At 71.1% G+C, this 18,804-nt stretch carries 18 protein-coding genes; 10 read left to right on the top strand and 8 right to left on the bottom strand.

Features of this window, described 5'->3' with window-relative positions; all coding sequences use genetic code 11:
• Nucleotides 1-28: 28 nt before the first annotated feature.
• Nucleotides 29-694: a TetR/AcrR family transcriptional regulator gene (locus HNR14_RS06045; protein ID WP_179700309.1), complete on the bottom strand. Its 666-nt coding sequence runs from the start codon at nt 692-694 to the stop codon at nt 29-31.
• Nucleotides 695-790: 96 nt separating this feature from the next.
• On the opposite strand from HNR14_RS06045, the gene HNR14_RS06040 reads away from it, so the two are divergent.
• Complete coding sequence (locus tag HNR14_RS06040; RefSeq protein ID WP_246311530.1) at nt 791-2,518, top strand: MDR family MFS transporter; 1,728 nt, start codon at nt 791-793, stop codon at nt 2,516-2,518.
• Between the two features lie 23 nt (nt 2,519-2,541).
• Entirely contained in the window at nt 2,542-3,036 is a 495-nt protein-coding gene (locus HNR14_RS06035) for a MarR family winged helix-turn-helix transcriptional regulator (RefSeq protein ID WP_246311529.1), read from the top strand.
• A gap of 33 nt (nt 3,037-3,069) precedes the next feature.
• Here HNR14_RS06035 and HNR14_RS06030 read toward each other — a convergent pair whose 3' ends face one another.
• The gene (locus HNR14_RS06030) at nt 3,070-4,206 is read right to left on the bottom strand and encodes an ABC transporter permease family protein (RefSeq protein ID WP_179700308.1); all 1,137 of its coding nucleotides are present in this window, start codon (nt 4,204-4,206) and stop codon (nt 3,070-3,072) included.
• Between the two features lie 53 nt (nt 4,207-4,259).
• Here HNR14_RS06030 and HNR14_RS06025 point away from each other — a divergent pair, with 53 nt between their 5' ends.
• Nucleotides 4,260-5,027: a hypothetical protein gene (locus tag HNR14_RS06025; protein ID WP_246311528.1), complete on the top strand. Its 768-nt coding sequence runs from the start codon at nt 4,260-4,262 to the stop codon at nt 5,025-5,027.
• A 58-nt stretch (nt 5,028-5,085) separates the two neighbouring features.
• Here HNR14_RS06025 and HNR14_RS06020 read toward each other — a convergent pair whose 3' ends face one another.
• Complete coding sequence (locus HNR14_RS06020) at nt 5,086-6,096, bottom strand: PHP domain-containing protein (protein ID WP_179700307.1); 1,011 nt, start codon at nt 6,094-6,096, stop codon at nt 5,086-5,088.
• A 51-nt stretch (nt 6,097-6,147) separates the two neighbouring features.
• Here HNR14_RS06020 and HNR14_RS06015 point away from each other — a divergent pair, with 51 nt between their 5' ends.
• Entirely contained in the window at nt 6,148-6,705 is a 558-nt protein-coding gene (locus tag HNR14_RS06015) for a dihydrofolate reductase family protein (RefSeq protein WP_179700306.1), read from the top strand.
• Between the two features lie 112 nt (nt 6,706-6,817).
• On the top strand, nt 6,818-8,809 hold the full coding sequence (gene acs, locus HNR14_RS06010; protein WP_179700305.1) for an acetate--CoA ligase: 1,992 nt from the start codon (nt 6,818-6,820) through the stop codon (nt 8,807-8,809).
• Between the two features lie 109 nt (nt 8,810-8,918).
• Here the strand turns inward: acs and glgX are convergent, their stop codons facing one another.
• Entirely contained in the window at nt 8,919-11,003 is a 2,085-nt protein-coding gene (gene glgX / locus HNR14_RS06005; protein ID WP_179700304.1) for a glycogen debranching protein GlgX, read from the bottom strand.
• A 207-nt stretch (nt 11,004-11,210) separates the two neighbouring features.
• Here glgX and HNR14_RS06000 point away from each other — a divergent pair, with 207 nt between their 5' ends.
• Together HNR14_RS06000 and HNR14_RS05995 are read left to right on the top strand one after the other, a co-directional pair.
• The gene (locus HNR14_RS06000; RefSeq protein ID WP_343064425.1) at nt 11,211-11,474 is read left to right on the top strand and encodes a toxin HicA; all 264 of its coding nucleotides are present in this window, start codon (nt 11,211-11,213) and stop codon (nt 11,472-11,474) included.
• Nucleotides 11,471-11,797 carry a type II toxin-antitoxin system HicB family antitoxin gene (locus tag HNR14_RS05995; RefSeq protein WP_179700303.1) on the top strand — a complete coding sequence of 109 codons (327 nt, stop codon included), beginning with the start codon at nt 11,471-11,473 and terminating at the stop codon, nt 11,795-11,797. The genes HNR14_RS06000 and HNR14_RS05995 overlap by 4 nt, the downstream gene beginning before the upstream one ends.
• Here the strand turns inward: HNR14_RS05995 and treZ are convergent.
• Nucleotides 11,794-13,497, bottom strand: a complete 1,704-nt coding sequence (treZ, locus tag HNR14_RS05990) for a malto-oligosyltrehalose trehalohydrolase (protein WP_179700302.1) — start codon at nt 13,495-13,497, stop codon at nt 11,794-11,796. The two genes, HNR14_RS05995 and treZ, sit on opposite strands and share 4 nt — an antisense overlap.
• Complete coding sequence (gene treY / locus HNR14_RS05985; RefSeq protein ID WP_343064561.1) at nt 13,494-15,830, bottom strand: malto-oligosyltrehalose synthase; 2,337 nt, start codon at nt 15,828-15,830, stop codon at nt 13,494-13,496. Before treY ends, treZ begins: the two co-directional genes overlap by 4 nt.
• Before the next feature lie 191 nt (nt 15,831-16,021).
• Between treY and HNR14_RS05980 the strand changes: the two genes are divergently transcribed.
• The 3 genes from HNR14_RS05980 (at nt 16,022) to HNR14_RS05970 (ending at nt 17,221) form a co-directional block, all read left to right on the top strand.
• Nucleotides 16,022-16,195: a CsbD family protein gene (locus tag HNR14_RS05980; RefSeq protein WP_021765607.1), complete on the top strand. Its 174-nt coding sequence runs from the start codon at nt 16,022-16,024 to the stop codon at nt 16,193-16,195.
• A 161-nt stretch (nt 16,196-16,356) separates the two neighbouring features.
• Nucleotides 16,357-16,890, top strand: a complete 534-nt coding sequence (locus HNR14_RS05975; protein WP_179700300.1) for a DUF6611 family protein — start codon at nt 16,357-16,359, stop codon at nt 16,888-16,890.
• 49 nt (nt 16,891-16,939) lie between these two features.
• Nucleotides 16,940-17,221, top strand: coding sequence for a hypothetical protein (locus HNR14_RS05970; RefSeq protein WP_021765609.1), 282 nt, complete (start codon nt 16,940-16,942; stop codon nt 17,219-17,221).
• A gap of 27 nt (nt 17,222-17,248) precedes the next feature.
• Here HNR14_RS05970 and HNR14_RS05965 read toward each other — a convergent pair whose 3' ends face one another.
• Both HNR14_RS05965 and HNR14_RS05960 read right to left on the bottom strand, forming a co-directional pair.
• Nucleotides 17,249-18,100, bottom strand: coding sequence for a 3-hydroxyacyl-CoA dehydrogenase (locus tag HNR14_RS05965; RefSeq protein WP_179700299.1), 852 nt, complete (start codon nt 18,098-18,100; stop codon nt 17,249-17,251).
• The gene (locus tag HNR14_RS05960; protein WP_179700298.1) at nt 18,097-18,777 is read right to left on the bottom strand and encodes a TetR/AcrR family transcriptional regulator; all 681 of its coding nucleotides are present in this window, start codon (nt 18,775-18,777) and stop codon (nt 18,097-18,099) included. Before HNR14_RS05960 ends, HNR14_RS05965 begins: the two co-directional genes overlap by 4 nt.
• Between the last annotated feature and the right edge of the window lie 27 nt (nt 18,778-18,804).

The following is an 18,804-nucleotide window of genomic DNA, read 5'->3' as shown; positions in this document are numbered from 1 at the left end:
CTGGAACGACCCGTCAAGACGCGCCGTGCTACAGAACCGTCCCCATCGACCGCGCGATGGCGACCGTGCGCGCGGCGATCTCGTCCGCCGTGTCGGTCGCGCCCGCGTCCGCCCACTCGCGGACGGCGATGCGCACGGCGCCGATGCACACGACGACGAGCATCTCGGCGCGGGACTCTCGGTCGACGTCCGGGTCGGCGATCGCCGCGCCCGCCTCCTCCGCGCGCTCGATCAGTTCGGCGACGGCCGTGATGAGCCCGTCGCGCAGATCGCCCAGGCGCCGGAGGCGACGGTGCACGACGCCGGGGTCGCGGGCGGCGAGGAGCATCCGCGCCTCGTGCAGCGACGGGTCGCTGGTCTCGGCGGGGAGGCCGCGGAAGAGGGTGTGCACCACCGCCGCGACGAGGTCGCCGTCGTAGGCCTCGCCGAGCTGGGCGGAGACGAGCTCTCGATCGCCCCAGGCGCGGCGGATGCCGTAGAGGGCGTCCTCCTTGCTGTCGAAGTAGTTGAAGAAGGTGCGGTGCGACACGGGGACGCGGGCGCAGATGTCGTCGACGGTGACATCGTCGGGGCCGTGGTCGAGGGCGAGTTCGACGGCGGCGCGCTCCAGGTCGGAGCGCGTCTGGGCCTTCTTGCGCTCGCGGAGGCCGGGGGTCGGCGACGCTGCCGGAGGGATGTGCGGAAAATCATGCATAAGAGGAAATTTTGCGTGAGTGCAGTTTGTTAGTTGATTTCGGTCACCTAATTATATATGGTTGCTCACTGTCAACCAATTGTGCGAAGGAATCACATGTCAGGAACTCTTACCAAGGAGGACGCAGCGCCCGCTTCGGCGATGTCGCACCGCCAGGTGCTCGAATCCCTCTCCGGGCTGCTGCTCGGGATGTTCGTCTCGATCCTCGCGGGCACGGTCGTGTCGACCTCGATGCCGCGGATCATCTCGGAACTCGGCGGCGATCAGACCGCCTACACCTGGGTCGTCACGAGCACGCTGCTCGCGACCACGGTCTCCACCCCGATCTGGGGCAAGCTCGCCGACCTCTTCAACCGCAAGCTGCTCATCCAGCTCGCCCTCGTGCTCTTCGTGCTCGGCTCGGCGCTCGCCGGCTTCTCGCAAGACACCAACATGCTCATCGGCTTCCGCGTGGTCCAGGGCCTCGGCGCCGGTGGCCTCACCGCCCTCAGCCAGATCATCATGGCCGACATCATCAGCCCGCGTGAGCGCGGCCGCTACATGGGCCTCTTCGGCGGCATCATGGCGGTCGGCACGGTCGGCGGACCGCTGATCGGCGGACTGCTCACCGACTCCATCGGCTGGCGCTGGAACTTCTTCGTGGGCGTGCCGGTCGCGATCGTCGCGATCATCCTGCTGCAGTTCACGCTGCGCCTCCCGAAGCGCGCGATCCGCAAGGTCCGCATCGACTACCTCGGCGCGATCTTCCTCGCCGGCGGCATCTCGCTGATCCTGATCTGGGTCTCGATGGCCGGCACCAACTTCGACTGGTGGAGCCCGGAGACCATCTGGATGGTCGGCGGATCGATCGCACTGCTCGCCGCCACGGTCATCACCGAGCTGGTGGTCAAGGAGCCGATCATCCCGCTCGCGATGTTCAAGAACCGCACGTTCACCCTCGCGGTCATCGCCTCCATCTCGGTGGGCGTCGCGATGTTCGGCACGTCGGTGTTCCTCGGCCAGTACATGCAGGTCGCCCGTGGCGCGACGCCGACCCAGTCGGGCCTGCTGACGCTGCCGATGATCCTCGGCCTGCTGCTGTCGTCGACGATCGTCGGCAACCTGATCAGCCGCTTCGGCAAGTGGAAGAGCTTCATGGTCGTGGGATCCATCCTGCTGACCATCGGCCTGTACCTGATGAGCACGATCAAGTACGACACGGACTACGTGCTCGTCTCGCTCTACATGCTCATCCTCGGAGCCGGTGTCGGCATGGTGATGCAGAACCTGGTGCTCATCGTGCAGAACACCGTGCGTCCGGAGCAGCTGGGAGCGGCGAGCTCCAACGTGGCGTTCTTCCGCAGCCTCGGCGGCACCATCGGCGTCTCGGTCATGGGAAGCATCCTGGGCACGAAGGTCGCCGACGGGATGGCCGCACACGGCGCGGAGCTGCAGGGCATCCTCGCCAAGCTCGGGGCGAAGGGCGCCGAGATCGGGCAGCTGCTGAAGAGCGGAACGCTGCCCGAGGTGAACACCCTCCCGGCGAGCGTGCGCAGCATCGTCGAATCGGTCTACGGCCAGGGCGTCGCCGACGTCTTCCTGGTGGCGGTGCCGCTCGCGATCATCACCATCATCGCGATCGCGTTCCTCCCGAACAACACGCTCGGCACGAAGACCGCGGTCGAGCTGATGAAGGAGAAGGCCCCGGAGTCGGCCGTCGAGGCCGCCGAGGAGAACCTCGTGGAAGTCGCCGAGGCGATGATCGCGGCTCCGGTCACCGGCTCCGTCGGGGCGGTCCGTTCCGGGCAGCCGGCTGGCGATCGTCCCGCTCAGGAAGATCGCTGATCGGACCGGTTATGATCGCGGCCATGGACAACACCGAGCGGGCGACGGCGCGAGACGCCGCCGCCCGTTCGGCCGCCCCCGACCCGGCGGTCGACCAGGCCATCGCGTCGGTCGAGGAGCAGTTCACCATCCTCTTCAACCAGGTGAGCTCGGGGATGCGGGAGCGCGCCGCGAAGGTGCACCCCGATCTCCAGCCGGTCGGCTACCGACTGCTCAGCACGCTGGTCCGCACGGGCCCGCTGCACGCCGGCGCCCTGGCCGGCCTGCTCTCGACCGACAAGAGCGTCGTGAGCCGACAGGTTCGAATCCTCGAAGATCTCGATCTGATCGAGCGCCGCGTCGATCCGTCCGATCGCCGCGCGAGCTTCCTCGTGGCGACGCCGCCCGCGATCGAGAAGGTCAACGAGGCGCGCGTGGCCGATCAGGCGCGGCTCTACCGCAGCCTGCGCAAGTGGGGCGCCGACGACGTCGGCCGCCTCGCCGACCTGCTCGCGCGGCTGAACTCGACCCAGCTCTGACGGGTCTCGGGGTCCGGTCCCGCTGGCCCGGGCCTAGGTGGCGGCCTCGGCGCCTGCGCTCGCGCCCGCCTGCCCGGGCCGCCAGGCGATGCTGCGCCAGGTGTGCAGGATGTCGCCGGGCGCGCCAGGGCCGTACCGGAACAGCCGCACGGCGGTGAACAGCCCGACCGAGGCGACCAGCCAGACGGCCAGCACGATGTACGGCTCGAGATGCAGATTCTCCGGGAAGTACGTCAGGTCGCGCACGGCCCGCACGGTCGCCCCGGTCGGCAGCCAGCGCCCCATGAACTGGTAGAACGGCGGCAGCAGCTCGGGCGCGACCGCGCCGCCCGACGACGGGTTGCTGATCAGCACGAACACGATCCAGGTCGGCAGCATCGCCCACCGCGCGCCGATCAACACCCTCCAGAAGCTGTACGTCGCTCCGGCGATCAGCATCGTGGGGGCGAGCACTCCCCAGACGGCGAAGAAGGGGATCGGCAGCACGCCGAGCAGCGGGCCGACCGTGAACGCGATCGCGAAGCCGCCGAGCACGGAGCGCACCACATCCCAGAACAGCTCGCCGCCGAGGGTCAGCTTGGCCGCGTTCACCCGGGTCTGGATGGCGCCGACGAACCCGATGACGACCGCGGCGAGGGCGACGTAGAACAGCACGAGGCCGTTCGGATCCTTCGGACCGAGCGGATGTGCGTCGATGACCGTCACCGGCTGCCCGATCGACTGCTCCAGGCGCGGGGCGTCCGCCTCGAGGAGCCGGGCGACCGAGGCCCCGGATGCGCTCGAGACGTAGAGCCGCACCGAGCCGTTCAACTGCTCGACCAGCGCGCCGTAGACCACCTGCTCCCGGATCGCTGCCTCGGCGTCCGTCTCGGTGTCGTACGGGCGGACGATGAAGGTGGTCCCGGTCCGCGCCTGCAGCTCCGTCGCCAGCTCGTCCGGGGTGTGTGTCGTCGAGACCAGGCCGATCGGCACATCGTGCGGCTGCGGGTCGCCCATCGCCCAGGCGTAGGTGCCGGCGAAGAGCCCCGCGATGACCGTGACGATCAGAGTGACGACGAGGGCGGGCAGATGCGGGCCGTCGCGGAACCGGCGGGAGGGGGTGTCGGCGGGGACCTCCGCCGCCGTCGATGCGGTGCCCGTGGGCTCCGCTGCGTTCTCGTTCGAGGTCATCGGTCCCTCCTCCCGGTTCCATTCCAGCACGCCTTTGGTACTCTCGGTCGGGTATGCAGCCCGCATCCGTCACCCCCGGCGCCCGCGGCCGCCGTTCGGCAGGCCGTCGCAGCGCAGCGCCCGCCCCGGCTCCCACGCCGGTGCGGAGCCTGGTGACCCGCATGCCGCTCCACCACCGCCTGGGCGTCACGCTCGCCCTCGTCGCCCTGGTCGCCGGCTTCTCGATCGTGCCCACCGACGCGGCGCTGGCCGCCACAGTACTCGCCGCCCCCGTCTCCACCCTCGCGCCGGGCCAGACCCCCGTGGACGGCGGCCCCACCGAACCCGATCAGCACCTCGCCGTCGACGCGACCATCGCCGCTCCCGTCATCGACCGTGACGCGATCGGCGCGACCGACGGCCTCCAGACCCTCGCCACGGTCGGCACCAACGAGGCGTGGGCCAAGCTCGTCCTGATGTTCGGCGGCTGGCCGCAGACCGAGGCCAACGTCACCGTGATGCTGCGCTGGATGCGGCAGGAGAACGGGCCGCCGGACTGGTGGAACCGTAACAATCCTCTCAACAACGGCTACGGCTCCGGAGGCGGAGCCGGCCTCGGCAGCTACACCGACCTCGTGAGCGCCGCCGAGTACTGCGCGAAGAACCTCCAGCGCGGATACCCCGGCATCGTCGCGGGCCTGCAGGCCGGCACGAGCGCGGACGCCACCGCCGCCGCGATCTGGGCGTCGCCGTGGGCGACGAGCCACTACGCGAACGGCGCGCACTGGAGCACCCGGCCCGTGGAGATCGTCCAGGCGCCTGCGTCGGCCTGGGGCCAGTAGGTCCGCGCGGGTCACCGCGTGCTGCACCTGTCTGCCCCGGAGATCGAGCACCTCGGCGCTAGCTCTTCCTGAGCCAGTCGCGCAGCCGCTCCAGCGGCCAGGTGGTGACGATCCGGTCGGCGGGAACGCCGTTCGCCGCCGCGCGGGCGGCGCCGTAGGAGAGGAAGTCGAGCTGCCCGGGTGCGTGCGCGTCCGTGTCGATCGAGAAGAGGCAGCCGGCGTCGAGAGCAAGCCGGATGAGGTCGTCGGGCGGGTCCTGCCGTTCCGGACGCGAGTTGATCTCGACCGCCACCTGGTTCTCCGCGCACGCCGCGAACACGTCCTCCGCGTCGAACTCCGACGGCGGCCGGGTGCCGCGGGACCCCTGCACGAGACGGCCGGTGCAGTGGCCGAGCACGTTGGTCTGCGGGGAGCGGATGCCGCCGAGCATCCGGGCGGTCATCGTGCGGCGGTCGGCGCGCAGCTTGGAGTGCACGCTCGCGACGACCACGTCGAGCCGGTCGAGCAGGTCCGGCGTCTGGTCGAGCGTGCCGTCCTCCAGGATGTCGACCTCGATGCCGGTGAGGAGGGTCACGGACCCCGTGTCGAGGGCGGCGATGGCCTCCAGCTGCTCGGTCAGGCGCTCGGCGCTGAGCCCGTTCGCGACGGTCAGGTTGGGGGAGTGATCGGTGATGGCCTGGTACTCGCGGCCGAGCAGCGCCGCGGCGGCCGCCATCGCCTCGATCGGCGTCGTGCCGTCCGACCACTCGGTGTGCGCGTGGAGGTCGCCGCGCAGCTGCGCGCGCAGCTCGGCGCCCGCGGCATCCAGCGGTTCGGTGTTCTTCGCGCGCAGGTCGGCCAGGTAGTCGGGCACGTCGCCGGCGACGGCCTGCGAGATCACCTGGAAGGTGCGGTCGCCGATGCCCTTGGTCCGCTTGAGCCGGCCGTCGGCGACGCGGTCGGCGAGCTCGCCCGGGTCGAGAGGGGCGATGATCGCGGCGGCCGTGCGGAACGCCTTCACCTTGAAGCTGGGGGCCAGGTCGCGCTCCAGCCAGAAGGCGATCTCGGTCAGGGCGTCGACGGCATCCATGCGCCCATGCTCCCACCGAGGGGTGTCGGTCGTCACCGGTACCGTCGCCACATGGGAAAGATCGTCTTCGACACCGCCACGTCCGTCAACGGCTGGATCGCCGACGAGCAGAACTCGCTCGCCTGGCTTTTCGCGGTCCCGGGAGGGGACGAGCCCGCCGAGGGCCTCCTACCGGACGACGCTGCCGTCATGGTCGAGGGGTCGACCACGTACGAGTGGGTGCTCGCCGAGTCCGACATCCTCGCGCATCCCGAACGGTGGCACGAGTTCCACGGCGACCGGCCGACATTCGTGTTCACGCATCGGGACCTGCCCGTGCCGGAGGGGGCCGACATCCGGTTCGTCTCGGGCTCCGTCGCCGACGCGCTGCCAACGATCCGGGAGGCTGCGGGCGAGGGCGACATCTGGGTGGTCGGCGGCGGAGAGCTGGCCGGCCAGTTCCTCGACGCGGGAGCCCTCGACGAGCTCGCGATCTCGGTCGCGCCCGTCGCGCTCACCGGCGGCGCCCCGCTCTTCCCGCGCCGCATCGAGTCCGACCGGCTGACGCTCGAGTCGGCGGAGGCGATCGGGCAGTTCGCGCGGCTGCGATACCGAGTGCGAAGCTCATAAGGGTTTCTCGCGTTTTTATGAGCTACGCCCGGAGCTCATAAGAATCGGCGCCGATTACGCAGCGTTGCGCGCATCCCGGCGGGCCGCGCGGTCGCTCGGCTAGCGTCGGAGCGTGAGTGCGCCCATCGAGAACCTCGGCCGTGAGAGCCGCCTCTACGAGCCGTCCCCCGAGTTCGCCGGGCAGGCGAACGTCGATGCGAGCGTCTTCGTCGACGCGGCCGACCCGGTCGCGTTCTGGGAGCGGCAGGCCGCCCGGCTCGACTGGGCCGAGCCCTGGCACACCGCGCACACCTGGGAGCCCGCGACCCGGGATGCGGACGGCGCTCTGAGCATCCCGCGCGCCGAGTGGTTCGCCGGCGGCCGCCTCAACGCCGCGGTGAACTGCGTCGACCGGCACGTCGACGCCGGCAACGGCGACCGCGTCGCGCTGCACTTCGAGGGCGAGCCGGGCGACACGGAGACGATCACGTACGCCGAGCTCCAGCGACGCGTCGCGCAGGCGGCGAACGCGCTCACCGCGCTCGGGGTCGGGAAGGGAGACCGCGTCGTCGTCTACCTGCCCGTCATCCCCGAGACCGTCGTCATCACGCTCGCGATCGCCCGCGTGGGCGCCATCCACTCGCTCGTCTTCGGCGGCTTCTCGGCAGAGGCGCTGCGCTTCCGCGTGGAAGACACCGGCGCGAAACTGCTGGTCACCTCCGACGGACAGTTCCGCCGCGGGACGGCCGTGCCGGTGAAGGAGAACGCGGACGCGGCCGTCGCGGGCGACAACGCGATCGAGCACGTGCTCGTCGTGCGCCGCACCGGCGACCTCACGCCGGACATCCCGTGGACCGAGGGACGCGACGTGTGGTGGCACGACGTGGTCGGCACCGCCTCCGACGTGCACGAGCCCGAGTTCTTCGACGCCGAGACCCCGCTCTTCATCATCTACACCTCCGGCACGACGGGGCGGCCGAAGGGCGTCGTCCACACGACCGGTGGCTACCTGACGCAGGCGTCGTGGAGCCACTGGGCGCTCTTCGACGCGAAGGACTCGGACGTCTACTGGTGCACGGCCGACCTCGCCTGGGTCACCGCACACACCTACGTGCTCTACGGGCCGCTCTCCAACGGCACCACCTCCGTCATCTACGAGGGCACGCCGAACACGCCGACGACCGGCCGCCACTTCGAGATCATCGAACGCTACGGCGTGACGACCTACTACACGGCCCCGACGCTCATCCGGACCTTCATGACCTGGTTCCCGGAGGGGCTCGGCGACCGCTGGGACCTCAGAAGCATCCGGCTGCTCGGCACCGTGGGCGAGGCGATCAACCCGGAGGCGTGGGTGTGGTTCCGCGAGCAGATCGGCGCCGGCCGCGCGCCGGTCGTCGACACCTGGTGGCAGTCGGAGTCCGGCGCCGCCATCGTCGCGCCGCTGCCGGGCGTCACCGCGCTCAAGCCGGGGTCGGCGACGGTCGCGGTTCCGGGAGTGACGGTACGTGTCGTGGATGAGCGCGGGAACGATGTGCCGCGCGGTTCGGGCGGCTCGATCGTGATCGACGGCACCTGGCCGTCGATGTCGCGCACCGTGTGGGGCGACCCCGAGCGGTACCGCGACTCGTACTGGGCGCCGTACGCCGACCGCGGCTACTTCCTCGCCGGCGACGGGGCGGCGGTGGATGCGGACGGCTACATCTGGCTGCTCGGCCGCCTCGACGACGTCATCAACGTCTCGGGCCACCGCCTCTCGACGATCGAGATCGAATCGGCGCTCGTCGCCCATCCCGCCGTCTCCGAGGCCGCCGTCGTGGGTGTCGGGGACGAGACCACGGGCCAGGCGGTCGCGGCGTTCGTCGTGCCGTCGGGAGGCGCGCCCACCGGGGCGGAGCTGCGCGACCAGGTGACGCGCGAGATCGGCGCGATCGCCAAGCCGCGTCACATCGTGCTCGTCGATGACCTCCCGAAGACCCGCTCTGGCAAGATCATGCGCCGCCTGCTGGTCGACATCTTCGACGGCCGCCCGCTCGGCGACACCACGTCGCTGCAGGACGAGACCGTCCCCGCCCGGATCGTGGAGGCCGTGCGCGCTCCCGCCGCCGCCGTCCCGACCGCTTAGCCCGCCTCAGTCGCCGCAGATCCGGGGAGCCGGGCGCGATGGCGCCGAATCTCCGGAGTTCCGGAGGCGTGGCCGCGGGAGTGCCGCAGGCGCGCGCCCCCCCTCACGCCTACTCGTCCCGGTGGTCGTCTCCATCCGCGCCCTGGTTGTCGTCCGCGCGGCGCGAGCGCAGCAGAGCGAAGGAGGTCTCGCCCAGGATGACGTTGGGCGCGTCGGCGGCCACGGTCAGCTCGGGGTCGCTGGACAGTGCGAGCTCCCACGGCTGCCCGTCGGACGCGGGCAGCGTGAAGTCCACCCCGTTGCCCGCGGCGTTGAAGAGCAGGAGGAAGGCATCGGCGTCCTCGTGGCGCAGCACGAACCCGATCGAGCGCGCCTCCGGGTCGCCCCAGTCGTCGTCGCCGAAGGGCTCGCCGTCGGTGCGGACGATCTGCACGGTGTCGGGGCCGCCGACCTCGGGCGCGTGCCGGTACCACTCGGGGCGCAGCGCCGGCTCCGTGCGCCGCAGCCGGATGAGTTCCGTGGTGAAGCGGTGGAGGTCCCAGTCCGCGTTCTCCCAGTCGAACCAGGAGATCTCGTTGTCCTGGCAGTAGGCGTTGTTGTTGCCCTGCTGCGTGCGCCCGATCTCGTCGCCGCCGAGGATCATCGGCACGCCGGCGGAGAGGAGCACCGTCGCGAGGAAGTTCTTGCGCTGCCGGATGCGGAGGGCGTTGATCGCCTCGTCGTCGGTCGGACCTTCGGCGCCGTAGTTGCGGGAGCGGTTGTCGGACTCCCCGTCGCGGTTGTCCTCCCCGTTCGCCTCGTTGTGCTTCTCCTCGTAGCTGGTGAGGTCGGCGAGGGTGAAGCCGTCGTGGGCGGTCACGAAGTTGACGCTCGAGAGCGGGGCGCGGCGGGAGTCCTCGTAGATGTCCGGGCTGCCCAGCACGCGCTGCGACAGGGTCGACAGCACCCCGGGCGTTCCGCGCCAGAAGTCGCGCACGTCATCCCGGAACTTGCCGTTCCACTCGGACCAGTCGGCCGGGAACCCGCCCAGCTGGTAGCCGGCGACATCCCACGGCTCGGCGATGAGCTTGACCTCGGCGAGCGTCGGGTCCTGCTGGATGAGGGTGAGGAAGGCGCTGTGGAGGCTGGCGTCGCCGCCCTGGCGGGTGAGCGTCGTCGCGAGGTCGAAGCGGAACCCGTCGATGTGCATGTCCTCGACCCAGTAGCGCAGCGAGTCCATGATCAGCTGCAGCGCGGCCGGGTGGCTCACGTTGACGCTGTTGCCCGTGCCGGTGGTGTCGAAGTAGTGGGCGGCGTCGCCCTCCACCAGCCGGTAGTACGAGGGGTTGTCGATGCCCTTGTAGCTGTACGTCGGGCCGAGGTCGTTGCCCTCCGCGGTGTGGTTGTAGACCACGTCGAGGATGACCTCGATGCCCGCGGCGTGCAGCGCCTTGACCATCCCCTTGAACTCGTCGACCTGGTGGCCGGTGTCGCCGGTGGCCGCGTACTCGTTGTGCGGCGCGAAGAAGCCGATCGAGTTGTAGCCCCAGTAGTTGCGCAGACCCTTCTCGAGCAGGTGCGCATCCTGGACGAACTGGTGGATGGGCAGCAGCTCGACCGCGGTGACCCCGAGGTTCTTGAGGTACTCGACAGCGGCGGGGTGCGCGAGCCCGGCGTAGCTGCCGCGGAACTCCTCCGGCACCCACTCCATCAGCTTCGTGAATCCCTTCACGTGCAGCTCGTAGATGATGGTCTCGCTCAGCGGGGTGTGAGGCCGCTCGTGGTCGCCCCAGTCGAACTCCTGGCGGTCGACGGCGACGCCGAGCGCCACGTGCCGGGCGCCGTTCGTGTCGCTGCGGCGGCGCGGGCGGCCGAGCTGGTGCCCGAAGACCGCCTGCGTGTTGTCCCACGACCCGGTGACGGCGCGGGAGCGGGGAGGCAGCAGCACCTTCGCGGGCGCGAAGCGGAGGCCGTTGGCCGGGTCCCACGGGCCGTGGACGCGCAGGCCGTGGCGCGTGCCCGCGGTCAGCCCGGGGACGAAGCCGTGGAAGACGTGGCCGGTGCGCTCGGTGAGCACGGTCTGCTTCTCGCGTCCGCGGTGATCGAAGATCGAGACGACCACCTTGTCGGCGCGCTCGCTGTAGACGGCGACGTTCGCACCGCCCTCGACGAGCGTGACCCCGAGCGGGTACGGCCGCGAGCGCTCTGCCGTCACCTGACGGCCCCGCGTGCGCGGGCTGCAGCTGGTGCAGTGCGGGGGTGGGATGGGCTGGGCTCGCTCACGGCGCCTCCGATCGTGGAACCGCAAGAGTACCGGGCACCGACGCCCCCTCACCAGCGGTTGACAGCGGGGGTGCGGGTCGTTAACGCAGCGGGGAGGAGTGGAGGCTCCCTCCGCGCGCCTTGTAAAATGGTGGCAATAGTGACACCATTGGATATGACCGGCGTCGAGAAGATCCTCGTTGAGATGCGCTCCAACCCGAAGGGCGTGTCATTCGTCGACCTGGTCAAGGTGTGCGAAGAATTCTTCGGGCCACCGCGTCAGAAGGGATCCAGCCACATGGTCTTCCGGATGCCCCGGCCCGGCGACCCGCGGGTGAACATCCAGAACGGTCGCGGGGCGAAGCCGCACCAGGTCCGTCAGGTGCTGACGGCGATCGACCGGCTGAAGGGACAGGGACGATGAGCGAATATCTGCATTACACGTACCGAGTCGAATGGTCCGCGGAGGATGGCGAGTTCGTCGGCAAGGTGGCGGAGTTCCCCGCCCTCTCCTGGCTCGCGGCGACCCAGGCCGGAGCCTTGACCGGGATCGTCGACCTCGTGCGCGAGGTGGTTGCCGACCTCCAGAGCGCGGGTGAGCCGATCCCTGTGCCGTTCTCGGAGCGACGCTACAGCGGAGAGTTCAAGGTCCGCGTCCCACCAGAGTTGCACCGCGCGCTCGTGGTCCGTGCCGCCGAAGAGCACGTGAGCCTGAATCGTCTGGTGAGTATGAAGCTCGCCTCCTAAGCGACCAGGCGGGTCACGCGGACGGCGTCGGCGAAGGAGGCGACGGCCTCCCCGTCCGCCGCGGCCTCGGCCAGGCCGCCGCCGCTCAGCGCCGCCTCCACCCGGAGGCCGCCGCGGGTGAACGCGAAAACGCCGCCATCGAACGTGACGTCGGTCGCGCGGGCGAGCGCCGGGATGCCGCGGCGCAGTGCGGTGAGGGTGCGGTACCAGTCGAGCAGGCGCGCGTGCTCTGCCCGCTCCGACTCCGACCAGTCCAGCTTCGAGCGGACGAAGGTCTGCGGGTCCTGCGGGTCGGGCACGGTCTCCGGGTCCCAGCCCATGCGGGCGAACTCGGCGATGCGGCCGCGCGCGGTGGCCTCGCCGAGCTCCTTCTCGGGGTGGGAGGTGAAGAACTGCCACGGGGTCGTCGCCCCCCACTCCTCGCCCATGAAGAGCATCGGCGTGAACGGGCCGAGCAGGGTGAGGGTGGCGGCGACGGCGAGGGAGCCGGCGCCGAGGGTGGCGGTGAGACGGTCGCCGGCGGCGCGGTTGCCGATCTGGTCGTGGTCCTGGCTGAACGCGACGAGCCGGGTGAACGGGATGTCGGCGTCGAGGGGGCGTCCGTGGTGGCGCTCGCGGAAGCTCGACCACGTGCCGTCATGGAAGAAGCCGCGCTCGAACACCTTCACCAGGGCGGCCGGATCGCCGAAGTCGGCGTAGTAGCCGGTGACCTCGCCGGTCAGGTTGGCGTGCAGCGCGTGGTGCACGTCGTCATCCCACTGTGCGTCGAGGCCGTAGCCGTGGTGGGCGCGGGATCGGATGAGCTTCGGGTCGTTGAGGTCGCTCTCGGCGATGAGGGTCGTCGGGCGTCCTGTCCGCTCGGTCACGGCTGCAGCCTCCCGGGCCATCGCCTCCAGGATGTGCTCGGCCCGCGAATCGTGGAGGGCATGAACGGCGTCGAGCCGCAGCCCGTCGACGTGCATGTCCGCGAGCCAGTACCGCACGTTGTCGAGGATGTACCGGCGCACCTCGTCCGACTGCGGACCGTCGAGGTTCACGGAGGCGCCCCAGGTGCTGTGCGCGTCGCCGAGGTACGGCCCGAAGACGGGCAGGTAGTTGCCGCTCGGGCCGAGATGGTTGTAGACGACGTCCTGGATGACAGCGACACCCCGCGCGTGGCAGGCGTCGACGAAGCGCTGGTACGCCTCCGGGCCGCCGTACGGCTCGTGCACGGCGTACCAGAGCACGCCGTCGTAGCCCCAGTTGTGCGTGCCGTTGAACGCGTTGACCGGCAGGAGCTCGATGGCCTCCACGCCGAGGTCGACGAGGTGGTCGAGCCGGCCGGCCGCGGCATCCAGGGTGCCCTCGGGGGTGAAGGTGCCGAGGTGCAGCTCGTAGATCACGGCTCCGGTCAGGTCGCGGCCGCGCCAGGCGGAGTCGCCCCAGGCGTATGCGCCCGGGTCGAACTCGCGGCCGGGGGCGTGCACGCCGCCCGGCTGCCGCAGGGACCGCGGGTCGGGACGCGGGTCCGACCCGTCGACCGAGAACGCGTAGTCCACGGGTTCGGGGGAGGCCGGGAGCGGCTCGGCCAGTCGCCACCAGCCGCCGTCCTCGCGGGTGAGCGGGAGGGGGTCGCGGCCGGTCACGACGAGGTCGACGCGCTCGGCGTCGGGCGCCCAGACCGGGAAGGTGCGGGCGGGGAAGGTGCGCTCCACGCTCATCGTGCGTCCTCCTCGGTGGCGGCGGTGGCGTCGGCCGGGACCAGCAGCGCGACCGGGTACCGGTCGAACACCTCGGCCAGGCGGGCGCGCCCGCGATGGGTGCGGCCGGTGAAGGCGTCGCGCAGCATCCCGTCGCCCACCATTCCCTCGCCCAGGTCGACCGTCGTCTCGCCCCAGCCTCCCGCCTCGGCGAGCCGGTGCGGCAGGCGCGTCGCGAGCGTGATCGCGCCGCCGCGGTCGAAGCCGACCAGGTGGGCGGCGGCCGGGCCCTCGGCGACCACCGGGCGGTAGCCGGTGAAGAGGTCCGGCCGATCGCGGCGCAGCCGGAGCGCGCGGGAGGTGACCAGCACCTTCGCCGCGCCCGACGAGTCGATCGGCGGCTGCCAGCCCTCGTCGATGTGCGCGAGGAGCGCCTCCGCCGCCTCGAACTCGACCGGGCGCCGGTTGTCCGGGTCGACCAGCGAACGGTCCCAGCGCTCGGTGCCCTGGTACACGTCCGGGACGCCGGGGACGGTCAGCTGGATGAGCTTGGCCGCCAGACCGTTGCTCGCGCCCGGAGCCGCCACGATCGCGGCGATCGCCTCCACCTCGGCCCGCACGCGGTCGTCGTCGAAAGCGGAGTCGACGAGCGCGGCCATCCGCTCCTCGAACGCGGCGTCGGGGTCGATCCAGGAGGTCGAGGCCCCCGCCTCCCGCGCGGCCTTCAGCGCGTAGTCGTGCAACCGCTCGCGCGACGCCGGCCACGCGCCGACGATCGACTGCCAGAGCAGGTCCTCCAGCGGCTCGTCGCCGAGCGCGACCCGCTCGCGCACGGCGTGCAGGAAGCGGGCCCAGCGCTCGGGCAGCTCGGCCAGCACCGCGACGCGCGCGCGGGTGTCCTCGCTGCGCTTCGTGTCGTGCGTGGTCAGGGCGGTGAGCGAGTGCGGGAGGTCGACCGCCCGCGCCGCCTGCAGACGATGGAAGGCTTCCACGGTCAGGGAGAAGACGTTCGGCTCGCCGCCGACCTCGGTCAGCGACACCAGCCGGGGGTAGCGGTAGAAGGCGTTGTCCTCGACGCCCTTCGCCATGATCGCGCCCGTGGTCTGCTCGAACCGCGCCGTCGGGGAGCCAGGGCCGGGGGCGCCGACGCGCTCGACCACGGCGGCGATGGTCGCGGCGAGATCGGGCCGGGAGGCGGTCGCCGCCTCCTGCGCCTCCGCCAGGTGATCGGCGCCGAACGGCAGGTAGCTGCGGTACACGGGGAAGTTCGCGGCCAGCTCGGCGACGGCGTCGGCCGTGCGCTCGACGACGTCGGCGGGCTGCTCGGTGTCGGCCGCGCTCAGCTCCCGCACGACGCGCAGCACCTCCGAGCGCAGGATCCCGTCGGCGACCGCCCGCTTGCGCTCGCGCACCAGCGCGGTCCACTCGGGCGCCCCCGCCAGCGCGGTCAGCTCCTCCTCCCCCGCCGGGTCGGTGAGCACGCGGTCGACCAGCCCGAGCGCGTCGTAGCCGGTCGTGCCGTCGACCGGCCAGTCCGGCATCCGCTCGTCGCCCTCGAGGATCTTCTCGACCCAGATCGGGGCGCCGTCCGCCAGGGCGGCGAGGCGCTCCAGGTAGGCGCCGGGGTCGCGCAGCCCGTCCGGGTGGTCGACGCGCAGGCCGTCGACCAGCCCCTCCCGCAGCCAGCGCCCGATCTCGGCGTGGGTGTCGTCGAAGACGCGGTCGTCCTCCACGCGGAGCCCGGCCAGCGTGTTCACGGCGAAGAAGCGTCGGTAGTTCAGCTCGTCGTCGGCCCGCCGCCACGACATCAGCTCGTAGTGCTGCCGGTCGTGCACCTCGCGGGGGCTCCCGTCGCCGGTGCCGGGCGCGATCGGGAAGCGGTGGTCGTAGTACCGCAGCTCGCCGTCCTCCACGCGCAGCGCATCCAGCTCGTCCGGGCCGTCGCCGAGGATCGGGAGCCGCAGCCTCCCGCCGCCGAAGTCCCAGTCGATGTCGAAGAAGTCGGCGTGCTCGGCGTCGCGGCCGTGGGTGAGCACCTCCCACCACCAGGCGTTGTCGCGCGGCGTCGCGACGCCCATGTGGTTCGGGACGATGTCGACCAGCACCCGCAGGCCGCGCTCGTGGGCGGCCGCCGCGAAGTCGCGGAAGGCCTCCGGGCCACCGCGGGACTCGTCCACGTGGCTGTGGTCGATCACGTCGTACCCGTGGTTGGAGCCGTGCTCGGACTGCAGCAGCGGCGACAGGTAGACCCAGTCGGCGCCGAGCCGGTGCACGTGGTCGAGCACCCGGGCGGCGTCGCGGAGGGTGAAGTCGGCGGAGATCTGGAGGCGGTAGGTGCTGGCGGGGCGGGGGATGCTCACAGGCATTCATTCTGTCCGTCGCGCCGGAGCAGGTGAAGAGGCGCACCGTCAGGCTTCTGGGGGTTGATTTCCCAGGGGTCCCGTGCGGGCTGGACGAGGGGCCGCGGCGGTGGGAATGTCGGAGATGTCCGAGAGACGGACCACGTCACACGGACGACACGAACTCACGGACGAAAGGGGACGACATGGGACTCGACGACAAGATCGAGAACGCGGGCGAGAAGCTCGGCGGTCAGGCCAAGGAGACCACCGGCAAGGCGACCGGCGACGAGCGCCTCGAAGCCGAAGGCAAGGGCGACCAGGTCAAGGCCGACATCAAGCAGGCGGCCGAGAAGGTCAAGGACGCTTTCAAGCACTGACCCACGCGTATCGAACGCCCCCGTCCGCGATCTGCGGCCGGGGGCGTCGCGCGTGTGAGGGGCGTCGCGCGTGTGAGGGGTGCGTGAGGATGCGGCTGGAGGCCGTGAGGATCTCGTGAGGATCGGCCCAGGCGAGGCCGCCCCCGCGTAGACCGGGATGTGTGACAACCACGATCCACCTCCCCGCACCGCGCACCCGCACCACCCGCCTCCTCGAAGGCGCGTACCGCTGGGGCCGGTTCGAGGAGAGCACCGCCCTCTTCACCGCGCGCACCGGCGTGTGCGTGCGGCAGCTCGTCGTCTACGCGCCCGGCACGGACGCGGCCGACCGCCGCATCCTGACGCTCTGGCGCTCGTGGCCGCTCGTCGGCGGCGCGCTGGCGTTCGCCGTCGCGCTCGCGCTCGCTCCGGTCGCCCCACTCGCTGCCCTGGCCGGGATGCTCGCCGTGTACATCGGCGGCCTGGCGGTCGTCGGGAGGCGTTCCCGGCGTGCGCGGCGCGCCTGCCGCTCCCTCAAGGCGTCGAGCGTGCAGCTCAGCACCGGCGTCGAGACCGTCGGCGACGAGGAGGCGCTGGAGCGCGCATTCGCCGAGCTCGCCCTGCTCGAGAGCCTGCGCGATCGCGGCCGCATCGACGAGATCGGCTTCGAGCTCGGCTGGGCGCGCGTCTACGACCGCCTCGGAACCGGCCGTTAACTGCGCGTTCATCTGGCATCAACCGCGCAGGCGGAGTAGTTTTCGCCGCATGGGAGACCGTGCGGAGCGCGCCCGGGCGTGGCGCGGAGTGAGTGCCGGGACCGTGCTCGCGGTCCTGGCGCTGATCGCCACGGCGGCGCTCGCCGTGGCCATCCCGACCCAGGGGGAGAACCCGCGGGCCTGGGGCATCATCGTGTGCGGCGTCGTGACCGCCGGGCTGTGCGCGTCGGTCGCGCGCCGCAACTGGCTGCTGCTGCGGCACTTCCGCGGCGACGACCTGAAGACGGTCGCCGCCGCGCGGGTGCAGCATCCGAGAGTGCGGCATCACTGAGGCGGGGGAGGCCCGCCCGGCTGCCGATCAGTACCGGTAGAAGCCCTCGCCGGTCGCGAGGCCCAGCTTGCCCTTGTCGATGTAGTTCTCCTTGAGGTACGCGGCGAACTCGCGCTGCTTGGGGCCGGAGACCGAGGCGATGTTGTAGGCGGTGGTGAGGCCGACGATGTCGTAGATCTCGAACGGCCCCTTGGGCGCGCCGGTGCCGATGCGCCAGGTCTTGTCGATCGTCTCGGGGTCGGCGATGCCGTCCACGAGCAGCTCGGACGCCGCATCCAGCAGCGGGACGAGGAGCGAGTTGAGCACGTATCCCGCCTTCTCCTTCTTCAGCTCGATCGGCACCATCCCGATCGCGGAGGCGAACTCGACGACCTGCTGGTACACCTCGGGGTCGGTCTTCGTCGTGCCCATCACCTCGGCGGTGTTATTCACCCACACGTGGTTGGCGAAGTGCAGGGCGAGGAACTTGTCTCCGCGGCCGGTGTAACCGACCAGGTCGCTCGGCAGCAGGGTGGAGGAGTTGGTGGCGAAGATCGTCTTCGCCGGCGCCAGCTCGCCCAGCTTCGTGTAGATGTCGCGCTTGAGGTCGAGGCTCTCCGGCACGGCCTCGATGACGAGGTCGGCGTCCTTCACGGCCTGCGCCAGGTCGTCGGAGTAGCGGATGCCGCCCAGCGCCTTCTGCGCGGCGCCGTCTGCAGCGCCCGCGACCTCCTTCTCGTACACGGCCGCGAGGCCCTCGAAGCGCTTCTTGGCGGCGTCGAGCGCGTCGGTGTTGATGTCGTACGCGGTGACGGCGAAGCCGTGGAACGCGGTCTGGAACGCGATCTGCGAACCCAGCACGCCGGTTCCGAGAACGGTGACATTCGTGATGCCGGTCATTTCTCTTCCTGTCCTGACTGTCCTGAGGTGGTCGGGTCTGTCTCGTAGCCGCGGACGATCACCTCGAAGTCCGCGGCGAGGTCGGTGAGCAGCTCACCCGTGGGGCGGCCGTGCGCCGCAGCATCCGCGATGGCGAAGTGCAGCACGGCGGAGAGTGCGCGGGAGGCGGCGGCCGGGTCGGGCGCTGCGCGGTCGGGCGCGGCCGCTTCGGGTGCGGCCGCGACGGCCCGCGCGCGCTCCCACGTGTCGGAGAGCAGGGCGCCCATCCGCTCGCGCAGCTCGCCGAACAGGGCCAGCCCCTCCTCCCGGTACCGCTCTCCCTGGTCGCCGAACAGCAGCTCGCGCTGATACGCGAGCGTGTTCTCGTCGTTGTCGCGACCGGCGAGGACCAGGGGGGTGATGAGGGCGAGGATGCGGGTCGTCGCGGGAGCGGACGGGTCGTCCGCCTCGACGCCGGCCCGGATGCGCTCCCGGCTGCGTTCGTTGCTGACCATCATCAGCAGTTCGGCCTTGGTGGCGGCGTACCGGAACACGGTCCCGGCGGCGACATCCGCCTCGTCGGCGATGCGCTGGGTGGTGACGTTCGCGAAGCCCAGTTCGTCGAAGAGGCGCTCGGCGGCATCGAAGATGCGCGTCTGCTTCTCCTCCTTGTTGCGCTCGCGGCGTCCTGCCGGCATCGTCCTCAACCCCTTAAGTGAGTTTGC

Source organism: Leifsonia naganoensis, assembly GCF_013410615.1.
Taxonomy (GTDB): Bacteria; Actinomycetota; Actinomycetes; order Actinomycetales; family Microbacteriaceae; genus Leifsonia; species Leifsonia aquatica.
This window is presented reverse-complemented; position numbering and strand designations above follow the sequence as displayed.